Source organism: Brevundimonas sp. NIBR10, from assembly GCF_027912515.1.
Lineage (GTDB): Bacteria > Pseudomonadota > Alphaproteobacteria > Caulobacterales > Caulobacteraceae > Brevundimonas.
The window spans coordinates 2,170,552-2,191,912 of sequence record NZ_CP115464.1; the positions used below are offsets into that span (position 1 = coordinate 2,170,552).

General features: G+C 65.5%; 19 protein-coding genes. 13 read left to right on the forward strand and 6 right to left on the reverse strand.

Annotated features, from left to right (window positions below; all coding sequences use genetic code 11):
• Positions 1–95 precede the first annotated feature (95 nt).
• Positions 96–644: an Lrp/AsnC family transcriptional regulator gene (locus O5K39_RS10680; RefSeq protein WP_271143610.1), complete on the reverse strand. Its 549-nt coding sequence runs from the start codon at positions 642–644 to the stop codon at positions 96–98.
• Positions 645–763: 119 nt separating this feature from the next.
• Between O5K39_RS10680 and O5K39_RS10685 the strand changes: the two genes are divergently transcribed.
• Genes O5K39_RS10685 through O5K39_RS10720 form a run of 8 tightly spaced genes read left to right on the forward strand, consistent with a single transcriptional unit; the run spans position 764 to position 11,290 of the window.
• Positions 764–1,993 (forward strand): thiamine pyrophosphate-dependent enzyme, encoded by a 1,230-nt coding sequence (locus O5K39_RS10685; RefSeq protein ID WP_271143611.1) that lies wholly within the window; start codon positions 764–766, stop codon positions 1,991–1,993.
• A 4-nt stretch (positions 1,994–1,997) separates the two neighbouring features.
• Complete coding sequence (locus tag O5K39_RS10690; RefSeq protein ID WP_271143612.1) at positions 1,998–3,011, forward strand: alpha-ketoacid dehydrogenase subunit beta; 1,014 nt, start codon at positions 1,998–2,000, stop codon at positions 3,009–3,011.
• Between the two features lie 3 nt (positions 3,012–3,014).
• Positions 3,015–4,304, forward strand: a complete 1,290-nt coding sequence (locus O5K39_RS10695) for a dihydrolipoamide acetyltransferase family protein (protein WP_271143613.1) — start codon at positions 3,015–3,017, stop codon at positions 4,302–4,304.
• A gap of 4 nt (positions 4,305–4,308) precedes the next feature.
• Complete coding sequence (gene lpdA / locus O5K39_RS10700; protein WP_271143614.1) at positions 4,309–5,712, forward strand: dihydrolipoyl dehydrogenase; 1,404 nt, start codon at positions 4,309–4,311, stop codon at positions 5,710–5,712.
• A 16-nt stretch (positions 5,713–5,728) separates the two neighbouring features.
• Entirely contained in the window at positions 5,729–6,892 is a 1,164-nt protein-coding gene (locus tag O5K39_RS10705) for an isovaleryl-CoA dehydrogenase (RefSeq protein WP_271143615.1), read from the forward strand.
• Positions 6,892–8,499: a carboxyl transferase domain-containing protein gene (locus O5K39_RS10710; RefSeq protein WP_271143616.1), complete on the forward strand. Its 1,608-nt coding sequence runs from the start codon at positions 6,892–6,894 to the stop codon at positions 8,497–8,499. Before O5K39_RS10705 ends, O5K39_RS10710 begins: the two co-directional genes overlap by 1 nt.
• A 5-nt stretch (positions 8,500–8,504) precedes the next feature.
• Positions 8,505–10,400 carry a biotin carboxylase N-terminal domain-containing protein gene (locus tag O5K39_RS10715; protein WP_271143617.1) on the forward strand — a complete coding sequence of 632 codons (1,896 nt, stop codon included), beginning with the start codon at positions 8,505–8,507 and terminating at the stop codon, positions 10,398–10,400.
• A 38-nt stretch (positions 10,401–10,438) separates the two neighbouring features.
• Positions 10,439–11,290, forward strand: a complete 852-nt coding sequence (locus O5K39_RS10720; RefSeq protein WP_271143618.1) for an NAD(P)H-binding protein — start codon at positions 10,439–10,441, stop codon at positions 11,288–11,290.
• A gap of 14 nt (positions 11,291–11,304) precedes the next feature.
• On the opposite strand, the gene O5K39_RS10725 is transcribed toward O5K39_RS10720, so the two are convergent.
• On the reverse strand, positions 11,305–11,769 hold the full coding sequence (locus tag O5K39_RS10725; protein ID WP_271143619.1) for a PaaI family thioesterase: 465 nt from the start codon (positions 11,767–11,769) through the stop codon (positions 11,305–11,307).
• Positions 11,770–11,997: 228 nt separating this feature from the next.
• Between O5K39_RS10725 and O5K39_RS10730 the strand changes: the two genes are divergently transcribed.
• Complete coding sequence (locus O5K39_RS10730; RefSeq protein ID WP_271143620.1) at positions 11,998–12,834, forward strand: IclR family transcriptional regulator C-terminal domain-containing protein; 837 nt, start codon at positions 11,998–12,000, stop codon at positions 12,832–12,834.
• Between the two features lie 12 nt (positions 12,835–12,846).
• On the opposite strand, the gene O5K39_RS10735 is transcribed toward O5K39_RS10730, so the two are convergent.
• Entirely contained in the window at positions 12,847–13,251 is a 405-nt protein-coding gene (locus O5K39_RS10735) for a VOC family protein (protein WP_271143621.1), read from the reverse strand.
• Positions 13,252–13,416: 165 nt separating this feature from the next.
• Between O5K39_RS10735 and O5K39_RS10740 the strand changes: the two genes are divergently transcribed.
• A complete protein-coding gene (locus O5K39_RS10740) occupies positions 13,417–14,751 on the forward strand; it encodes an amidohydrolase family protein (protein ID WP_271143622.1) in 1,335 nt (444 codons plus the stop codon).
• Positions 14,752–14,808: 57 nt separating this feature from the next.
• Here the strand turns inward: O5K39_RS10740 and O5K39_RS10745 are convergent, their stop codons facing one another.
• From O5K39_RS10745 to O5K39_RS10755, 3 genes are read right to left on the reverse strand one after another with little or no spacing between them, the layout of a single operon-like run.
• A complete protein-coding gene (locus O5K39_RS10745; RefSeq protein ID WP_271143623.1) occupies positions 14,809–15,873 on the reverse strand; it encodes a phosphotransferase family protein in 1,065 nt (354 codons plus the stop codon).
• Positions 15,870–17,168, reverse strand: a complete 1,299-nt coding sequence (locus O5K39_RS10750; RefSeq protein ID WP_271143624.1) for an acyl-CoA dehydrogenase family protein — start codon at positions 17,166–17,168, stop codon at positions 15,870–15,872. The genes O5K39_RS10745 and O5K39_RS10750 overlap by 4 nt, the downstream gene beginning before the upstream one ends.
• 25 nt (positions 17,169–17,193) lie before the next feature.
• Positions 17,194–17,925, reverse strand: coding sequence for an SDR family NAD(P)-dependent oxidoreductase (locus tag O5K39_RS10755; protein ID WP_271143625.1), 732 nt, complete (start codon positions 17,923–17,925; stop codon positions 17,194–17,196).
• A 67-nt stretch (positions 17,926–17,992) separates the two neighbouring features.
• Here O5K39_RS10755 and O5K39_RS10760 point away from each other — a divergent pair, with 67 nt between their 5' ends.
• From O5K39_RS10760 to O5K39_RS10770, 3 genes are all read left to right on the forward strand, one after another.
• Positions 17,993–18,610, forward strand: coding sequence for a TetR/AcrR family transcriptional regulator (locus O5K39_RS10760; RefSeq protein WP_271143626.1), 618 nt, complete (start codon positions 17,993–17,995; stop codon positions 18,608–18,610).
• A gap of 282 nt (positions 18,611–18,892) precedes the next feature.
• Complete coding sequence (locus O5K39_RS10765; RefSeq protein ID WP_271143627.1) at positions 18,893–20,557, forward strand: TonB-dependent receptor; 1,665 nt, start codon at positions 18,893–18,895, stop codon at positions 20,555–20,557.
• Positions 20,558–20,568: 11 nt separating this feature from the next.
• Positions 20,569–21,336 carry a TonB-dependent receptor gene (locus tag O5K39_RS10770; RefSeq protein ID WP_271147140.1) on the forward strand — a complete coding sequence of 256 codons (768 nt, stop codon included), beginning with the start codon at positions 20,569–20,571 and terminating at the stop codon, positions 21,334–21,336.
• The last annotated feature ends 25 nt before the right edge of the window (positions 21,337–21,361 follow it).

Genomic DNA, 21,361 nt, shown 5'->3' on the forward strand with positions numbered 1-21,361 from the left:
GCGGTTTGAATGTACTGCCGCTTCTCGCTGAGCTTGCGTGACATGAAGAAGTCCTCGCAGAGAGGGGCGTGGACGTGTCGTACGAAGCCATAGGGTTAGCGAATTGGCAGGGCGGTAGTCATTTTGACCGGGCCGAGCGACATTGTCGAGTTGATCTCCTGGACAGTCGGAAGGGTCAGCAATCGGCCAAAGGCTAGCTCCCGGTAGTCCTCCACATCGCGCGTGATAATCCGTAGCAAGAAGTCAAAGGGGCCCATGGTCGGATGGACTTCCAGAACCTCAGGAATCCGAGATACGGCTTCGATGAACTCATTAAGATTGGTTCGACCGTGAGCTGACAGTTTGACGTTGGCAAATACATTCGTGCGCAGGCCCATCTTGTCTGCTGACAGGCGCGTGACCTGATCGATGATATAGCCATCATCTTTCAATCGTGTGAGACGACGCCAGCACGGCGATTGGGACATACCAACTCTCTCGGCGAGTTCTGCCGTCGTCATTGGCGCATTGCGCTGGACGACGTCGAGGATCTTCAGGTCTGTTTCGTCGAGATCGGCTAGGGAAGCCATGTCTGGTCCTTCGTGCAGCGAGGGGGTGGGCGGGTTTGATCCAAGGGCATCGAACAAAAAGAAATGAAAGTCCATGATTGGTTGATTTGACGGATTGATGAATGCGCTGCGTCTTAAATTGCGTTCCATATCGAGTACGTTATTTCTGATATCAGACGATAAGTTGGCACCTCCCTTCGCATCGGTCGCTTGTCATGAAGAACCGTCCCGCCCTTCGACTTCATATTCCCGAGCCCGAGGCCCGGCCGGGGGATACGCCAGCCTTCGATCGGGCGCTGATCCCGGAGCCCGGTGACACGCGTCGGCCCGAGACGACGGCCCTCGAGGCCGAGATGCGTGACCTGCCCTTCGGGTTGGTGCGCGTTCTGAATGACGCGGGCGAGGCGTCAGGACCCTGGAATCCGCATCTACCGGTGGAGACCTTGTTGGCTGGTCAACGGGCGATGCTTCTTACCCGCGCCTTCGACGAGCGGCTGTTTCGCGCGCACCGCCAGGGCAAGACCAGCTTCTACATGAAGTCCACCGGCGAGGAGGCGATCGGCGCAGCCCAGTCGTTGTTCCTCGACCGCGACGACATGTGTTTCCCGACCTATCGAGTGCTCAGCTGGCTGATGGCGCGGAACTATCCGCTGATCGACCTGTGCAACCAGATCTTCTCCAACGCTGACGACCCCCTGAAGGGGCGGCAGTTGCCGATCCTGTATTCGGCGCGGAAATACGGCTTCTACTCGCTGTCTGGAAACGTCGGCAGTCGGTTCGGCCACGCGGTCGGATGGGCCATGGCTTCCGCGTTCAAGGGAGGTGACTCCATCGCGCTAGCCTATATCGGCGAGGGCACGACGGCCGAGGGCGATTTCCACGAGGCCCTGACTTTTGCTAGTGTTTACAGGGCCCCGGTGATCCTGTGCGTGACCAACAACCAGTGGGCCATCTCGAGTTTCTCGGGCATCGCGGGCGCCAATGAGACCACCTTCGCCGCCAAGGCCCTGGCCTATGGCCTGCCGGGGCTGCGGGTCGACGGCAACGACTTCCTGGCTATCTGGGCGGCGACGGAATGGGCGGCGGAGCGGGCGCGGAACAATCTCGGCGCGACCCTGATCGAGCTCTACACCTATCGGGCATCCGGCCATTCGACCTCCGATGATCCGAGTAAATACCGTCCCGCTGACGAGGCCGAGGCCTGGCCGCTGGGCGATCCGGTTGAGCGGCTGAAGACCCATCTGATCGGGCTTGGAGCCTGGGACGAGCAACGCCATGCGGCTCTGATCGCGGAACTGGACGCCGAGGTTCGCGCGGCAGTCAAGGCGGCCGAGGCGGTCGGCACGCTCGGTAAGTCCAAGCCGAGCGTGAAGGAGATGTTTGAGGGTGTCTTCAAGGACCCTGACTGGCGCGTCACTGAACAACGTCGCGAATTGGGGATCTGACGCCATGCCGACCATGAACATGATCCAGGCGCTGAACTCGGCGCTCGATGTCGTCCTGACCGAGGATCCCGATACGCTGATCTTCGGCGAGGACGTCGGCTATTTTGGCGGCGTTTTCCGGGTGACGGACGGATTGCAGAAGAAGCATGGCCTGACCCGCTGCTTCGACGCCCCGATCTCGGAAGGGGGTATTATCGCCACGGCCATCGGCATGGGAGCGTTCGGTCTGCGGCCGATCCCCGAGATCCAGTTCGCCGACTATATCTTGCCGGCGTTCGACCAACTGGTGTCGGAGGCAGCCCGGCTGCGCTACCGGTCGAACGGGGAGTTCTGGGCACCGATCACGGTGCGGTCTCCTTATGGCGGAGGCATCTTCGGGGGGCAGACGCACAGCCAGAGCCCGGAAGCGATCTTTGCCCATATCACGGGCCTCAAGACTGTGATCCCGTCCAATCCCTATGACGCCAAGGGCCTGTTGATCGCCTCGATCGAGGACGACGATCCGGTCATCTTCCTGGAGCCGAAGCGGCTCTACAACGGGCCGTTCGACGGGCGGCACGAGCAGGCGCTGAAGACCTGGGCCGGCGATCCGATGGCCGAGGTTCCAGCGGGCCACTACACCGTGCCGTTGGGCAAGGCGGCGACGGTGCGCGAGGGGACCGAGGCAACGGTGCTGGCCTATGGCACCATGGTTCACGTCGCCTTGGCTGGGATCGAGGACAGCGGGGTGGACGCCGAGCTGATCGACCTGCGCTCCATCGTGCCGCTGGACGTCGACGCCATCGTAGCCTCGGTGAAGAAGACCGGGCGGTGCGTGATCCTGCACGAGGCGTCGCGGTTCGGCGGCTTCGGCGGCGAGCTGTCGGCCCTGGTCCAGGAGCGCTGCTTCTATCACCTGAAGAGCGCGGTGCAGCGGGTTGCGGGCTGGGACACGCCTTATCCGCACGCCTTCGAATGGGACTATTTCCCCGGGCCCGCAAGGCTGGCGGCGGCGCTCAAGCGCGCAATGGAGGACTAGGTCATGGGGCTCTATCTGTTCCGGCTGCCCGATGTGGGCGAGGGTGTCGCCGAGGCCGAGATCGTCGCCTGGCTGGTCAAGGTCGGCGACGTCGTTGAGGAAGACCAGAACATTGCCGAGGTCATGACCGACAAGGCCACGGTCGAGATCAGCTCGCCGGTGGGCGGCACGGTCACGGCGATCCACGGCGAAGTCGGCGGTATGCTGCCGGTCGGTGCCGTCCTGGTTGAGTTCGAGAGCTTCGAGGGGAGCGACGCGGTCGCCGCGTCCGCTCCCTCAGCGCCAGCTGCGCCGGCCCCGGTCGAGGTGGCGGTCAAGCCGGAGCCCGTCGCTCAGGCTTCCGCTCCACCTCCCTCGGCCCCGGCCAAGGCTGCGACGATGCCGGCACCTGCGTCTCGGTCGACTTCGGGCCGCTCTACCGGTGAGGCACCGCTGGCCGCGCCCTCGACCCGGCGACGTGCCCTCGATCTCGGCGTGTCGTTGATTCAGGTGCCGGGTAGCGGGCCGGCCGGACGGATCACGCCCGACGATCTCGACGTCTTTCTGGCCCAGGACGGCAAGGCTCCGACGGGCGGCACGTCCCGGGTGGCCCGCACCGGCGTCAACGACACCCGCATCATCGGCCTGCGCCGCAAGATCGCCGAGAAGATGCAGGAGGCCAAGCGCCGCATTCCGCATATCAACTATGTCGAGGAATGTGACCTGACCGAGCTTGAGGCCCTGCGGCTGGACCTCAACGAACATCGGATCGCCGACCAGCCCAAGCTGACCCTGCTACCCTTCATCATGCGGGCCATGGCCAAGGCGCTGCCGGATTTCCCGCAGGTCAACGCCCTGTACGACGACGACAACGGCGTGCTGCACGCCCATGAGGGTGTCCACATCGGCATTGCCACCCAGACCCCGAACGGTCTGATCGTGCCGGTGGTGCGCCACGTCGAGGCACTGGATGTCTGGGACTGCGCCCGCGAGGTTTCGCGACTGGCCAAGGCGGTGCGCGACGGCACGGCGGGGCGCGACGAACTGTCAGGCTCGACCATCACCCTGACCAGTATGGGGCCGCTGGGCGGGATCGTCTCGACGCCGGTGATCAACCATCCGGAGGTGGCGATCCTCAATCCCAACAAGCTGGTGAGCCGGCCGGTGATCGACGGGTCTTTCATCACGGTACGCAAGACAATGAACCTGTCGTCGGCCTTCGATCACCGGATCGTCGACGGCTATGACGCCGCCCTGTTCGTGCAGCGGGTCAAGCGGCTGCTCGAACACCCCGCTCTGATCTTCATGGACTGATGCGATGACCGAGACCCTGAGACCCAAGGTCCTCGTCGTCGGCGGGGGGCCGGGCGGCTATGTCGCCGCCATACGCGCCGGGCAGCTGGGGCTGGACACGGTGCTGGTCGAGAGCGGGCGGCTGGGCGGCACCTGTCTTACGCGCGGCTGTATCCCGTCCAAGGCCCTGATTCACGCGGCGGGCCTGTATGAGGAGGCGGTGCTGGCGTCGAGCGGGAGCGGGCGTTTCGGCATCCACCTGAATCAGGCACCGGAGTTGCGGTTCGACGAGACCCTCGGCTGGAAGGACGGCATCGTCGATCGGCTTAGCGGCGGCGTTGGCGGCCTGTTGCGCAAGGCGAAGGTGAGAACGGTCACCGGCTGGGCGAACTTCTCCGACGCCAAGACCTGCACCGTCGAGACGGCGGATGGCGTCGTCACCATCCGGCCCGAGCATGTGATCCTGGCGACGGGATCGACGGCGGTGGAGCTGCCGTTCCTGCCGTTCGATGACAGGGTGATTTCCTCGACCGAGGCCCTGTCGCTGCCCGAGGTCCCGGCGACCCTGGCGGTGGTCGGCGGCGGCTACATCGGGCTGGAGCTCGGCATCGCCTACGCCAAACTCGGGTCGAGGGTGACAATCGTGGAGGCGCAGGATCGCATCCTGCCGCTGTACGATGCGGCCCTGACCATGCCCGTCCTGCGCTGGCTCGAGAAGCATGGCGTCACGGTTCATTTGGGAGCCAGGGCGCTTGGTCAGGACGCGGAAGGCCTTCTTATCGAGACGGCGGGCGGCCAGAGCCGGCTGACGATCCCGGCCGATCGCATCCTGGTCACCGTGGGCCGCAAGCCCCTGACCGAGGGCTGGGGGCTGGATCAGATGGCGCTCGCGATGGATGGCCGGTTCGTGAAGATCGACGACCGCTGCGCGACCTCGACCACCCATGTCTGGGCCATCGGTGATCTGGTTGGTGAGCCCATGCTTGCGCACAAGGCCTCGGCCCAGGGCGAGATGGTGGCCGAGATCATCGCGGGCCATCGGCGGCGGTTCGACCCCGTCGCCATCGCCGCCGTCTGTTTCACCGAGCCCGAGATCGTCAGCGTCGGTCTTACGCCCGATCAGGCTCCCGAAGGAATCGACACGCTCGTCGGTCAGTTCCCGTTTCAGGCCAACGGTCGGGCCCTGTCTATGCAGGCGGGCGACGACGGCGGTTTCGTCCGGGTACTGGCGCGGAAGTCCGATCACCGGATACTCGGCATTCAGGCCGTGGGCCGTCACTGCTCAGAGTTCGCCGGCGAGTTCGCCACCCTGCTGGAGATGGGGGCTGTGCTGGAGGATGTCGCCGGTACAATTCACGTCCATCCGACCTTGGGTGAGGCCATTCACGAGAGCGCCCTGAAGGCGCTCGGTCATGCCATCCACATCTGACGCTGGATCCAAAGCCATGAGCATTCCCTTCGCCCCGCAGTCCATGGAGTTCGGCCTCGGCGAGAACGCCGACATGATCCGGGAGACGACCGCCCGCTGGGCCGCCGACCGGCTGGCACCGCGCGCCGCAGAGATCGACGAGACCAACAAATTCGCCCGCGACCTGTGGCCCGAGATGGGTGAGTTGGGGCTGCACGGGATTACGGTCGAGGAGGAGTACGGCGGGCTGGGGATGGGCTATCTCGAGCACGTCGTGGCGATGGAGGAGGTGTCGCGGGCCTCGGCCTCAATCGGGCTGAGCTACGGGGCTCACTCCAACCTGTGCGTCAACCAGATCCGGCGGTGGGGCAATGAGGAGCAGAAGGCGAAATATCTGCCCAAGCTGATCTCCGGCGAACATCTGGGGTCGCTGGCCATGTCGGAGGCCGGCTCGGGCTCCGACGTCATGTCGATGCGGACGAAGGCTGATGCGCGGGGCGACCGCTACATCCTGAACGGCACGAAATTCTGGATCACCAACTCGCCGACCGCCGACACCCTGGTCGTCTATGCCCGTACCGGCGACGGTAACGGCGGGGTCACCGCCTTCCTGATTGAGCGCGGGATGAAGGGCTTCAGCGTCTCCAAGAAGCTGGACAAGATGGGCATGCGCGGGTCCGACACGGCCGAGCTGGTGTTCGAGGATTGCGAAGTCCCGGCCGAGAACGTCATGGGAGCGCCGGGCCAGGGGGCGGCCATCCTGATGAGCGGTCTGGACTATGAGCGGGCGGTGCTGTCGGGCGGACCGCTGGGCATCATGCAGGCGGCGCTGGATGTGGTGCTGCCCTACCTGCGGGACAGGAAACAGTTCGGCAAACCCATCGGTTCGTTCCAGCTGATGCAGGCCAAGGTCGCCGACATGTATGTCGCTCTGAACTCGGCCCGCGCCTATGTCTACGCCGTCGCCCGCGCCTGCGATCAGGGCAAAACCACGCGGTATGACGCGGCGGGAGCGATCCTGCTGGCGTCCGAGAACGCGGTGAAGGTGTCGCTGGAGGCGGTGCAGGCTCTGGGCGGCGCAGGCTATACGAAGGAATGGCCCGTCGAACGCCTCGTCCGCGACGCCAAGCTGTATGACATCGGCGCGGGGACGAATGAGATCCGCCGCTTCCTGATCGGCCGCGAATTGCTGGGAAGCTGATGCCCCGCCTGACCTCCTCGATCGATCCGAACAGCGCGGCCTTCAAGGCGCTCGACGCCCACAATCGCGCGCTCAACGCCGAACTGCGCGAGAAGGTCGCCAGGGCCGGGCGGGGCGGATCCGATGCGTCGCGCGACCGCCACGTCTCGCGCGGCAAGCTGTTGCCACGGGACCGGGTCGAACGGCTGCTGGACCCCGGCTCGCCGTTTCTGGAGATCGGCCAGCTGGCGGCCAATGGCATGTATGGCGATGCGAAGGACCCCGACGGGGCTCCCGGCGCCGGGATGATCTGCGGCATCGGACGGGTGTCGGGCCGCGAGGTCATGATCGTCTGCAACGACCCGACGGTGAAGGGCGGCGCATACTTCCCCATGACGGTGAAGAAGCATCTGCGGGCCCAGGAGATCGCCGAGCAGAACGAACTGCCGTGCGTCTATCTGGTCGATTCCGGTGGGGCCAACCTGCCGCACCAGGCCGAGGTGTTTCCCGACCGCGAACATTTCGGGCGCATCTTCTTCAACCAGGCCCGGATGTCGGCGAAGTCGATCCCCCAGATCGCCTGCGTCATGGGGTCGTGTACGGCCGGCGGGGCCTATGTGCCCGCCATGTCCGACGAGACGGTGATCGTCAGGAATCAAGGCACCATCTTCCTGGCTGGCCCGCCGCTGGTGAAGGCCGCGACCGGCGAGGTGATCTCGGCCGAGGACCTGGGCGGGGCCGAGACCCATTCGCGCAAATCGGGCGTCGTCGATCACGTTGCCGAGAACGACGAGCACGCGCTCCAGATCGTGCGCGACATCGTGGCGTCGCTGAACACCGTCAAGACCGTCTCCATCGACGTCCGCGAACCCCGTGCCCCCGCCTTCGATGCGGAGGAACTGTACGGCCTGATCCCCGACGACGTGCGGGCTCCCTATGACGTGCGCGAGGTCATCGCCCGGATCACCGACGGCTCGGAGTTCGAGGAGTTCAAGGCCTTGTACGGCACGACCCTGGTGTGCGGGTTCGCGCGCATCTGGGGCTATCCGGTCGCCATCCTGGCCAACAACGGGGTTCTGTTCAGCGAGAGCGCGCAGAAGGGGGCGCACTTCATCGAACTGGCCTGCAAGCGCAAGATTCCGCTGCTGTTCCTGCAGAACATCTCGGGCTTCATGGTCGGCGGCAAGTACGAGGCCGAGGGCATCGCCAAGCACGGTGCCAAGCTGGTCACCGCCGTCGCCTGCGCCGCCGTGCCCAAGATCACCGTCCTGATCGGCGGGTCGTTCGGTGCCGGCAACTACGGCATGTGCGGCCGGGCCTATTCGCCGCGCTTCCTGTTCACCTGGCCCAACAGCCGGATCAGCGTCATGGGCGGCGAACAGGCGGCGGCCGTGCTGGCCACGGTCCACCGCGACGCCGACAGCTGGACGCCTGAACAGGCCGAAGCCTTCAAAGCGCCTGTCCGCCAGAAATACGAGGACGAAGGCAACCCCTACTACGCCACCGCCCGCCTGTGGGACGACGGCATCATCGACCCCGCCCAGACCCGCGACGTCCTCGGCCTCGCCCTCTCCGCCACGCTCAATGCGCCCATACCGGACACGGTGTTCGGCGTGTTCAGGATGTAATGGCCATGTTCAAATCCGTCCTGGTCGCCAATCGTGGCGAGATCGCCTGTCGCGTCTTCCGCACCGCAAAGCGGATGGGTATCCGCGCCATCGCCGTCTATTCAGAGGCGGACGCCAAGGCCCTGCACGTGCGCGAGGCGGACGAGGCGGTGCTGATCGGACCGGCCGCCGCGCGCGAGTCCTATCTGGTCGCGGACAAGGTGCTGGCGGCGGCCAAGGCCACGGGGGCCGAGGCCATCCACCCCGGTTACGGCTTCCTGTCCGAGAACGCGGAGTTCGCCGAGGCGGTCATGGCGGCGGGGATCATCTGGATCGGCGCACCCCCGGCCTCGATCCGGGCCATGGGTCTGAAGGACGCGGCGAAGAAGCTGATGGTCGCGGCGGGCGTGCCGGTGACCCCCGGATACATGGGCGAGGACCAGAATCCCGACCGGTTGAAGTCCGAGGCCGACGCCATCGGCTATCCCGTGCTGATCAAGGCGGTCGCGGGCGGTGGCGGCAAGGGGATGCGGCGGGTCGAGACCTCCGACGCCTTCCTCGATGCCCTGGCGTCTTGTCAGCGAGAGGCCGCGTCCAGCTTTGGCGACGACCGGGTGCTGATCGAGAAATACATCCTGTCGCCCCGCCACATCGAGGTTCAGGTGTTCGGGGACTCAAACGGCGAGGTCGTCCACCTGTACGAACGCGACTGCTCCCTGCAGCGCCGCCACCAGAAGGTGATCGAGGAGGCACCGGCCCCGGGCATGGACGCGGCCACCCGCGCGGCGGTCACCGACGCGGCGGTCAAGGCGGCGAAGGCCGTGAACTATGTCGGCGCGGGCACGATCGAGTTCATCGCCGATGCGTCCGAGGGCCTGCGCGCCGACCGCATCTGGTTCATGGAGATGAACACCCGGCTCCAGGTCGAGCACCCCGTCACCGAGAGCATCACCGGCGTCGACCTGGTCGAATGGCAGTTCCGCGCGGCGGCCGGCGAACCCGTCCCCCTGAAACAGGCCGACATCCCCATGAACGGCTGGGCCATGGAGGCGCGGCTCTATGCCGAGGACCCGGCCAACGGCTTCCTGCCGAGCATCGGCAAGCTCGAGCATTTCCGCCTGCCCGACGACATCCGGGTGGATACGGGCGTCTTTCAGGGCGGCGAGGTCAGCCAGTTCTACGACCCCATGATCGCCAAGCTGATCGTCCATGAGACCAGCCGCGAAGCCGCCGCCGCCCGCCTCGCCGACGCCTGCGCCGAGGTCGAGGTCTGGCCGGTGAAGACCAATGCTGCGTTCCTGGTGAAGTGCCTCGAGCATCCGAGGTTCGTGGAGGGCGACGTCGATACGGGCTTCATCGGGGCTGAGGAGGAGGCGCTGGTCGCGTCCTCCCTGTCAAAGTTCGGACTGGAGGGTGCCGCGCGGGCCCTGCGTGAACACGGTGTCGTCGCCGATGGTAACGATCACTGGGCTCCTTGGGATACCTGGAACGGCCCGCAGGGCTTCCGCCTGAACGGCCCGTCCGAGAGCCGCCAGACCATCGTCGTCCACGGCGAGGCCCACAGCGTCGCCATGACGCCCGACGACTATCCGCCGGCGACCTACAGACCCCTGACCGCCCATAACGGCGTCTGGTTCGAGGACGGTCTCGCCTTCGAGATCTCGGCATTCAAACAGATGGGCGCAGGCGGCGGCTCCGCCTCAGACGGCTCGCTGCGCGCGCCGATGCCCGGCAAGATCGTTGCCGTCTCCGCCGCCGTCGGCGACGCCGTGGCAAAGGGCCAACCGATCGTGGTGCTGGAGGCCATGAAGATGGAGCATGCGCTGGTTGCCCCCTTCGACGGCAAGGTGTCCGGGGTCGGAGCGGCGGTCGGCGATCAGGTCGCCGCCGATGCCGTTCTGGCAGTCGTTGAGGCGGGTTGAGACGAGGGTGGACTTTCACCGGAATAAGGAATGATCGAATGAGAGTCGGTGTCAGCGGTGCGAGCGGGAAGCTGGGCGGGAGCGTCCTTGACCATCTGGCGGGACAGGCTGGCTTGGAGGTCGTCGGCATTTCGCGCACACCCGATCCGGCCGCGGCGTACAATGCCCGCTTCGGCGACTACGATCAGCCTGAGACCCTGGATGCCGCCTATGCCGGACTGGATAGACTGCTGATCATTCCGACCGTGGCTCTGGCTCCGGGCCAGCGGGCGCGGCAGAATCTGGCGGCGATCGACGCCGCGAACCGAGCGGGCGTCCGACACGTCGTCTTCATGTCATCGGCAGGGACTCGGTCCCGGGCCGAGCCCGATGTCTGGGCGTCCTATTTCGCGGCGGAACAGCATCTGATGCGGACGGCGGCGCAATGGAGCATTCTGAGGATGAACTACTACGCCGAATCCTTTGCGGACGAGGCCAAGGGCGCGCTCGCTCAAGGGGCGCTGGTCGGCCTGGGCGAGAACCGGGTGGCCTTTGTGTCGCGCGCCGATCTGGCGGCAGCGGCAGCGGGGCTGCTGGCCGGAAAAGGCCATGAGGGGGCGATCTATACAGGCACGGGGCCGAGAACATGGTCAGGCACCGAACGGGCGGAGCTGGTTGCCAGACTGAGCGGCACGCCCCTAAGCCACGTCGTCATGACGACCGACGACCTGCGCGCCCGCTTCCTGCAAGCCGGCCTGCCACCTCACATCGTCGAGGTCGTCCTGTCGATCCGTCAGGGCTTTGTCGCGGGAGGCTTCGACATCGTCACCGGCGATATCGAACGACTTTCGGGTCGGACGCCCCGGTCGCTCGAGGATGTGCTGGCCGAGGCCGCGTTCGGCGAGGGCTGATCGGACACCGGCCGTCAGGCGTCGGAGCCCGGGTCTCTGAACCCTGACATCTGAGCCTGATGGCGGTCGAAATGGTCCGGTCGGCGTTCGACCCAGACGCCGTGTGCCGTGGCGCGGTCACGGTCGTCTCCTTCCAGGCGCAGGCTTCCCGACATGAAGCGGCGGCGGCCGTCCTCCTTCTCTATGCGGACGGTCAGGATCAGCGGTCGTTCGACAGGGACCGGCATCAGGAAGTCGATCGTCAGGGTCGCGGTCACCGTCAATAGTCCACGATGGGTCAGGAAACGGCCCAGGGCATCATCGAAGACGCCCGATATCCATCCGCCATGGGCGACGTCGGGTCCTCCCTGAACGTCGAACGGGCAGGTCAGACAAACCCGTCCCTCGTTGAGGTCGATCGCAACGAAGTCGTCGGCGCCGAACCGGCAGGCCCGAGCGCCGACGCGGCATCCTCGGCACAGAGCAATGTGATCCACCATCGGTTTCTCCCCTCCAACGCCGCCGCGAGACGCAACTGTATGGAGACGTGGTTTCTCGCACCAGAACCGCTCGCGCAAGGCGGGTCGGCGCGGTTCTTTTGCCCCGGATGCCGCGCCGCTTGGGTTTGCGGGCCCTGGCCGACATCGTTTCCAGTTTCGCTTGCGCGCCAATGCCTGCTAGGCAAAACAGGTTATTGCGGCCATGCCGCACGAATTGACGGAGTGCGCATGGCGCGATCAGCAGCAGGAAGGGCCCTCCGCGAAGAGGCCAGCGCCTCCGATGGCGCGGAGTCTGCGACGGCGAACGATGCCGGCGAGAAGATGGTGATCGTCAAACCGGCGGCCAACGCGATTCGCATTCTGAAATTTCTGGTCGAGGCGGGCGGGCCGACGCGGTCGGTAACGATCTCGCGCAGCCTGGGCCTGAACGCCAGCACCTGTTTCAACATCCTGCGCACCCTGGTGCTCGAGGACGTGGTCGAGTTTGATCCGGTGGCCAAGACCTATTCCGTCGGCGTGGGACTGACGACCCTGGTCGGGAACCTGCTGACCGAAGGCCAGCGTGTGGCGGCGGCGACGCCGCAGATGCGCGAACTGGCCGACCGCTACAACATCACAATGACCCTGTGGAAACGGCTGGGGCCGGACAAGATCGTGCTCGTCAAGAGCGTCGCCAGCCCGGCCAATGTCCGTATCGAGATGGCGGAGGGTCAGCGGCTGCCGGTCTTGATGGCATCGACGGGCCGGATCATGGCGCCGCATCTGGGCTGGTCGCGCAAGGATCTGAAGGCGGCGTTCAAGGCGCTGCGCTGGCAGACCCCGCTGACGTTCGAGGATTACTGGGAGCAGGTCGAGGCGGCGGAGGCGCGCGGGTGGGCCAGCGATCAGGGCTATTTCACCAAGGGCGTGCAGACGATCGCGGCCCCGGTGTTCGACCGGGCGGGCGATGTGGCCTTCAGCATCGTCGGCGTCATGCTGCTGGGTCAGTATGAAGACGGCCAGCTCGACGAGATCGGCGCGGCCCTGCGGGATGCAGGTCGCCGGCTGACCAACGCCCTAACCTGATCGGTCCTGGTTTCAGCGGCCGGCGCGGGATTTCCAGTCGGCGGGCGGGGTCTCTTCGGCGACGAAATCCAGTTCGACCTCCACACCGTTGGGATCGAACAGGAACATCTGCCATCGACTGAACGGTCGTGGTGTGCGGATCATTCGATAGTCCAGGGACGCGGCCGTGATCCGGTCGGTCGTTCCGATCAGGTCTTCGGCGAAGAAGGCCATGTGATCCAAGGCACCACGGCGGGGCTCCGGCATCCGGTCCGTCTCGACGACGTGCAGCACCGGACTGTCTGCGACATAGAGCCATGCGCCGGGAAAGCCGAAGTCGGGGCGGGGCCCCGGGCTCAGTCCCAGAATCGCATAGAAATCCAGCGTCGCGGCCAGTCGATCGGTGACGATGGTAAAATGGTCCATGCGGCGGATCATGGGACCCCTCTCTTTTGGTATCCGGCGTCCAGATGACGCATCATATTTTCTAGACAGTTTTTGCGTTTTTGTTATAGAACGGAATTCTGAATGACGCAGCCCTTACGAGACTGCGCCCGGATTAGAGGCGGCGACAAGCCGCCCTTGGAAATGAGGAAGAGCCACATGACCGTCGATGACCTGATCCTCGTGAGCGTGGACGACCACGTCATCGAGCCGCCCAATGCGTTCGACCGACACTGGCCCGAGCGCCTCAAAGGCCGTCAGCCCCATATCGAGCAGCGCGACGGACGCGACGTCTGGATGTTCGAGGAAAAGGCCGCCGGATACATGGGCCTGAACTCCGTCGTCGGTCGTCCGAAGGAAGAGTACGGCATGGAGCCGCTCAACTACGAGCAGATGCGTCGTGGCACCTGGGACATCAAGGCGCGTGTCGAGGACATGGACGCCAACGGTATCCTGGGCTCGATCTGCTTCCCCACCTTCCCCGGTTTCGCCGGTGCCCGGTTCCAGACCGCATCGAAACAGGACCCGGACGTCGCCCTGGCCGCAATCCGCGCCTATAACGACTGGCACGTCCATGATTGGGCTGGCGCTGCGCCGGGCCGTTTCATCCCGCTAATGCTGACGCCGTTCTGGGACATGCAGGCGGCCGTGGCCGAGGTCGAGCGCATGGCCCGGCTGGGCGTCCACGCCCTGTCGTTCTCAGACAACCCGGCCCTGGCCGGCTGGCCCTCGCTGCACGACGACTACTGGGATCCGTTGTGGAAGGCCTGTGCCGACAACAAGGTCGTCATCTGCTGCCATATCGGCACCGGTTCGGCCGCTCAGCACGCCTCGGACCTGTCGCCGATCGACGCCTGGATCACCTCGATGCCCATCTCGATCGCCAACTCGGCGGCCGACTGGATCTGGGGTCCGATGTGGAAGAAATTCCCGGACCTGAAGATGGCCCTGTCCGAGGGCGGGATCGGCTGGATTCCGTACCTGCTGGAACGCGCCGACTTCACCCACGGCCACCACAACGCCTGGACCAACTCGAACTTCGGTCCCGGCAAGATGCCGAGCGACATCTACAAGAAGCACATCATCAGCTGCTTCATCGAAGACAAGTTCGGCCTGGCCAACCTCGACTACATTGGCGAGGACATGGTCATGTACGAATGCGACTATCCGCACTCGGACTCGGTCTGGCCGCACTCGGCCGAGAAGCTGTGGGCCGACGTCCAGCATCTGTCGCGCGAGACGATCGACAAGATCACCCACATCAATGCGATGCGCGAGTTCTCCTATGATCCGTTCTCGGTGCTCAAGAAGGAAGACTGCACCGTCGGCGCGCTGAAGGCGGCGGCCGCGGCCGTGCCGGTGCATACCGATCCGCTGCTGAACCTCGGCGGCGCGGCGCCCAAGCGTGAGGCCGGAAAGCCGGTGACCTCGGGCGACATCAACCGGATGTTCGAGAACGCCTCGGCGGAATCGACGGTCTCGGGCCGCCGCTAAATCGATCGAAGACTGAGGCGCCCGCCGGGTTCGACCCGGCGGGCGTTTTCATGTCCGCTATGTGCGTTTGCCTTCGATCCAGCGTCCGGCGCGGCCGAGCAGGCGAACCGCATTGCCGTGCAGCCGTTCGCCGATCTCCATCGGAGCCTTGCCGGCGCAGGCGCGGGCGTAGGAGCCTTCCAGGATCAGGGCCAGCTTGTAGCAGGCGAAGACCCGGTACCAGTTGAGGTTCGACAGGTCGGCGCCGGTCAGACGGCCATAGACCTCGACAAGTTCCTCGGCCTCGGGGAAGCCGTCCCAGGGCTGGACGACGATGGTCGTCTGGCTCATGTCGCCGCCAGGACCGGGCCAGGTGGCGAGTAGCCAGCCGAGATCGACCAGGGGGTCGCCGATGGTCGACAATTCCCAGTCGATGATGGCTTCGAGCGCGGGGGCGTCCTGGTGGAACAGCACGTTCTTGAGGTGAAAGTCGCCGTGCATCAGCCCCGGGCGGAAGGTCGTGGGGCGGTTCAGGTCCAGCCAGTCGCCGATGGCGTGGACGTCTGGCAGGCCGCCCGGGCCGGGCCAGTTCGCGAACTCGCTGTAACTGTCGAGCTGTTTCATCCAGCGACGGGCCTGACGATCGAGAAAACCCTCCGGCCTGCCGAAGTCGCCCAGACCCACGGCCTGGTAGTCGATCAGGGCGATGCGCGAGAGGCCCTCGATCACCGACAGGCCCATGGCGTGACGCGCCTGTGGCGATCCGGCGTGGAGCGCCGGCATGCCCACGGCGGCGTTGAATCCGTCCAAGGGCTCCATCAGATAGAATGCGGCTCCCAGCACTGACCCGTCGTCGCAGGCGGCGATCAGGCCGGCGTGGGGCACGTTCGATCCGGCCAGCGCCTTCAGCACCCGAGCCTCGCGCCGCATGGTGTCGCTGCCGTCGTGACGCGGGTTGAGTGGCGGGCGGCGCAGGACGTATTCGCGACCGGCCCGCCTGAAGCGCAGCAGGACATTCTGGGACCCGCCGGTCAGCTGGACGACATCGACGATGGGACCCGTGCCGAGCCCCTGGGCGTCCATCCAGTCGGTCAGGGCGCCGAGATCGACGAGTTCCAGCCCGTGCGGACGATCGATGGTCATGCGACCGCCGCCTTCAGGCCGACCTCGTCGCCCGAGAGGCCGTATCTGGCCAGGGCGGCCTCGCGCCGGGCGGGCAGGTGGTAGTCGGGGAACAGGCCCTGGGAATGTTTGCGGCCGCGCAGCAGCTGTTTGGCCAAGGTCACCTTGTGGATGTCAGTCGGACCGTCGGCGAGGCCGACCTGGAACGAGTCCAGCACCATGGCGGCCAGAGGGGTCTCGTTCGACAGGCCCAGGCTTCCGTGGACATAGACGGCGCGGGCGGCGATGTCGTGCAACACCTTGGGCATGGCCGCCTTCACCGCCGAGATGTCGCCGCGGACCTTGTTGTAGTCCTTCTCGCGATCGATCTTCCAGGCGGTGCGTAGGACCAGCAGGCGGAATTGCTCGAGCTCGATCCAGCTGTCGGCGATCTTCTCCTGAACCATTTGTTTGTTGGCCAAGGGCTCGTTGCGGGTGACGCGCGACAGGGCCCGGTCGCACAACATGTCAAACGCTTGGCGCGCCTTGCCGATGGTGCGCATGGCATGGTGGATGCGCCCGCCGCCGAGCCGGACCTGGGCCACGACGAAGCCATCCCCCTGACCGCCCAGCATATGATCCAGGGGAACGCCCACGTCGGTGAAACGCAGATAGGCGTGGCTTGGATCGCGATCGCTGTAACCGACGTTGCGCACGATCTCGAGCCCGCGCGTGCCCTTGGGTATGATAAAGACCGACAGGCGACGGTGCGGTGGCGCGTCCGGATCGGTCACGGCCATCACGAGGAAGAAGCTGGCGTAGCGGGCGTTGGTGGCGAACCATTTCTCGCCGTTCAGAACCCATTGCTCACCCTTGAGCACGGCGCGTGCGGTGAAGGTCGTGGGATCGGCACCGCCCTGGGGTTCCGTCATTGAGAAGCAGGAGACGATGTCGTTGGCCAGTAGGGGTTCTAGGTACTGGGCCTTCTGGGCGTGGGTGCCGTAGACGGCGAGAATCTCCGCATTGCCGGAATCGGGCGCCTGGCAGCCGAACACGGTCGGGGCGAAGACCGAACGGCCGAGAATCTCGTTCATCAGGGCCAGCTTGACCTGACCGTAGCCGGGCCCGCCCAGTTCCGGACCGAGGTGGCAGGCCCACAGGCCGCGATCCTTGACCTGTTGTTGCAGGGGCCGGACGAACCGGACGTTTAGAGGATTGTCGACGTCGAACGGGCTTTGCAGGATCATGTCCAACGGCTCAACCTCGTCGCGCACGAAGGCGTCGATCCAGGCCAGCTGTTCGGCGAAATCGGGGTCGGTCTCGAATTCCCAAGCCATCGGCGTTTCCGTTCGTTCTTGTTTTTCAGGACAGTGTTCGGCCGCCATCGACGACGATGGTCTCGCCGACGATGTAGGCGGCCAAGGGCGAGGCCAGGAATAGCGCCACTCCGGCGATCTCCTCCGGCCGACCCAGGCGGTTCAGGGGGATGGCCTTCAGGCGTTCGTTCAGGCGCACGGGGTCTGAGGTCGTGACCTCGGTCATCTTGGTGGCGATCAGGCCCGGCGCGATGCCGTTGACGCGGATGCCCCGCTCGGCCCAGGCGTCGCCGAGTGTGCGTGTCAGGTGGATGGCCCCCGCCTTGGACGCCGAATAGGCCGGGTTGCCGCGTGCGGCCCGAAAGCCGCCGACCGAGCTGATGACGATCAGGCTTCCGCTGCGGGTCTCCAGTGCCGGTGCCAGTTTCTGGGCGCAGGCCATCAGGCTGTTGAGGTTGACCTCGACCACTTGGCGGAACGCCTCGGCCTGGAACTCCTGGCGGCGGTACTGGACCGCGCCCTGGGACAGGATCACGACGTCGAGCGCCTCGAACGGCGGGACCCAGGCCTCGACCGCGCCCGGCGTAGCGACGTTCAGGGTCGAGAAGACGAACGCCTCCAGAGCCACGGCACCCTCGCCATAGGCAGCCTTGTTCGCGCGGGTGCCTGTCACGGCTACGGATGAGCCGCGCGCGGCGAAGGCCTGAGCACACGCCAGGCCGATACCGCTGGTGCCGCCGACGACGAGAACATTCCTGTCGGTGAAGTCGAGGTCCACGGCATGCCTAAAGCGAAAGAATGAAACAGTTGTTTTATTTTGCATGGTCGGGTTAGACCGTCAATCCATGAAAGCCGATATCGCCCGGGACGCGATCAAGCGCGCCGCACAGAGCCTGTTCGCCGCACGGGGCGTCGATGCCGTGTCGGTGCGCGATATTCTGATGGCGGCGGGCCAGAAAAACGGAGCCTCGCTGCACTATTATTTCGGGTCAAAGGACGACCTGGTGGCGCAGCTGGTCATCGACGGGGCCAGGCTGATCGACGAGCGCCGCAATGCGAGACTGGACGCGCTGGAGGCCGCCGGTGGGCCCGGTTCTCTGCGCGAAGTGATGGAGGTGCTGATCTTGCCGTCCACCGACCTGGGGCGGAATGGGGGGGAGGGCGACTATCTGCGCTTCATCTCGACCTTCAGCCTGCAGAACCGCGTGGCGTTCGACGCCATCGTCGGGGACGGCTGGAATCGGGGCTACCAGCGGTGCCTGGACCACATCCGGCGCCTGGCCCCGGCCGCTCCCGAGGTGCTGGAGCGGCGGCTCGTGTTCCTGAGCCTTGGGTTGCGGGCTGTGATGACGGCGCGGGAAGCCGCGCTGGCCTCGAACCCGGAACATCCTTTCTGGCATCCCGACGCGACCCTGGACGATCTGGTCGCGACGCTCGTCGGGATGGTGGCTCCCGCGTCCTGAGGCGTCCGGAGGTCGGCGTTTGGCCGCTCTGAATCCAGTGTTTATTCTTATATCAGAACATAATTCGGATACTGTTCATAAGTTGGCTGAAATTCGCGGTCGTTCAAAGACTTGATAGGACCGGGCGGGTTCGGATCACAGAATGTTATTCCAGTATCAGATTTCTTGTTGCTCCGGCCGCCGTCCCTGACTAGCATCGGGGTTGGATCAGAGTGTCAGCTGGTCCTTTGGCTCTAACGGATTCCGCCACAGACGCGGGGACGAGGGCGGGGAGAGAGCGGAATGAACATCACCAAGACCGGAGTATCGTGTGTGGCCCTGGCCTGGGCCCTCGCATGCGTTTCCATGCCTGCCGTGGCGCAGACGCAACCCGATCAGGACGAGGCGTCGGCCATCGACGAGGTCGTGGTCACGGCGCGGCGTCGCGACGAGGTGCCGATCTCGGTGCCCGTTTCGGTCACGGTTCTGGGGTCGGAACAGTTGCGAACCCTCGCGGTCGACAGTCTGCAGGATCTGCGCGCGGTGACGCCCGGCATCTCCGTGGGCGAGGTCGCCGGTGGCGTCGGTGGTACGGTATCCCTGCGCGGCGTCGGCACGACGGCCGGCTCCAACCCGACATTCGAGCAGACCGTCGCGGTCAACATCGACGGCGTCCAGCTGTCACGCGGCGGCGCGGTGCGTGTCGGTCAGATCGACATGGAGAAGATCGAGGTCCTGCGCGGACCCCAGGCGCTGTTCTTCGGCAAGAACAGCCCGGCCGGGGTGATCTCGATCACCACCGCCGACCCGACCAGAGCCTTCGAGACCGAAGTGCGCGGCGGCTATGAGTTCAATGCTCAGGAACGCCAGATGGAAGCCACGATCTCGGGTCCCATCACCGATACTCTGGGGGCGCGCCTGGTGGTCTATGGCGCGGACATGGAAGGGTGGCGCGACAATATCGCCGACACGGCGGCGGCCGCGGCCAATGCGATCCGGCCGGGATCGGTGTCGGGCTCGACCTCCGGTGGACCACAGCAGCGGTTCTTCTTCACGCGCGGCACGTTGAAGTGGGAGCCGAGCGCGGCCTTCGACGCGCGCCTCAAGCTCAGCTACGCCGACAACGAGGGCATCGGCTACAACCAAACCGGCGGGTTCCAGCGGATCTATTGCCCTAATGGTGCGCCCCAGCTGGCCCCGCAGGCGACGGCCCTCAACGGTAACGTCGCCAATCCGGCGCTGGCGACGGCCCTGTCGGTCGATAACTGCCGGGCCGATGCGACCTATGCCAACGGCAACATCAATCCCGCCTTCCTGGTCGGCTCGCCCGAGGGGTTCACCGATCCGGACGGGGCCGGCAACTACAGCCAGCAACTGCACTCGCTGGAGCTCAACTATCGGCCGACGGACTGGCTGAAGCTGACCTCGGTCACCGGCTGGGCCAAGAATGACGACTTCCGGGTCGACACTTACGCTGTCGCGCCGTCTGACGCCGTCGGCGCCAACGATTTCACCGGCAACACCGGCTATACCCAGTTTACCCAGGAAGTTCGGATCGCGTCGGACCTGTCGGGGCCGTTCAACTTCCTGATGGGGGGCTTCTACGAGAGCTCGGAGCTGGAGACCTATACCCGCAACATTCTGGCAGGAGCCCCGCTGTTCCTGCACTTCATCGACGGGACGACCCAGTCGGTGTTCGGCCAGGCGCTTTGGGACATCTCCGACAAGCTGGAGCTGGCCGGTGGTCTGCGCTGGAGCAAGGAATCCAAGGACTTCGCCGTGGCGCGCAACGGCGTCTTCCAGCCCGTCGCCCCCGGCTCCGCCGATTTCGAGAATACCTCGCCCGAGGTCACCCTGACCTGGCGGCCGACCGATCGGTTAACGCTGTATGGTGCCTACAAGGAAGGGTTCAAGTCGGGGGCTTCGCTGCCGCGACCAACACCGGCGCGGCCTTCACGACGCCGCTGAACGCCCTGTACCTGCCTGAGTCGGCTGAAGGTTTCGAGGGCGGGATCAAGGCCCTGTTGTTCGACGGTGCCCTGCGCCTGAACACCGCCGCCTACAGCTATGATTACACGAACCTCCAGGTGAACTCGCTGGACAACTCCAGCGGGGTGCCGGTGATCCGCGTCAACAACGCGGGGGCCGCGACGGTCAAGGGCTTCGAGGGCGACTTCACCCTTCGGCTGCCGGCCGTGCCGGGCCTGACCATTCGCGGTGCGGCCAACTTCAATGACGCGACCTACACCGATTTTCTGGCCACCTGCTATATCGGCCAGACGGTGGCAGACGGGTGCAACCTGCTGCTCAACCCGACCACCAACCGATTCACGGGCCAGCAACTGGGTGGCGAGCGCCTGGTCAATGCGCCGGAATGGACCGGCTCCGTGGGCGGAAGCTACACTGGTTCCACGTCCATCGAGGGCGTCGATTGGGGCATGAACGTGGATGCCCTGTTCAAATCCGAATACAACCCTCACCCCGAACTGCATCCGGGCGCGGCACAGGACGGCGTGACCTTCCTCAATGCTGGCGTGCGAGTGTTCAGTAGCGATCGTCGCTGGGAGCTGGCCGTCATCGGGCGTAACCTCACCGAGGAATACCGCGTCGACGTCGCCTCGAATGTGCCCCAGACCGGCACAGCGACCCGGACCGGATCGAACACCGTCGGTGGGCTCGCCGACCTGAGCGGCAACGTCAACCGGGGCCGCGAAGTGATGCTCCAGCTCACCTTCCGTCCGTTCTGATCTGCCGGGAAATGCCGGCCTGTAA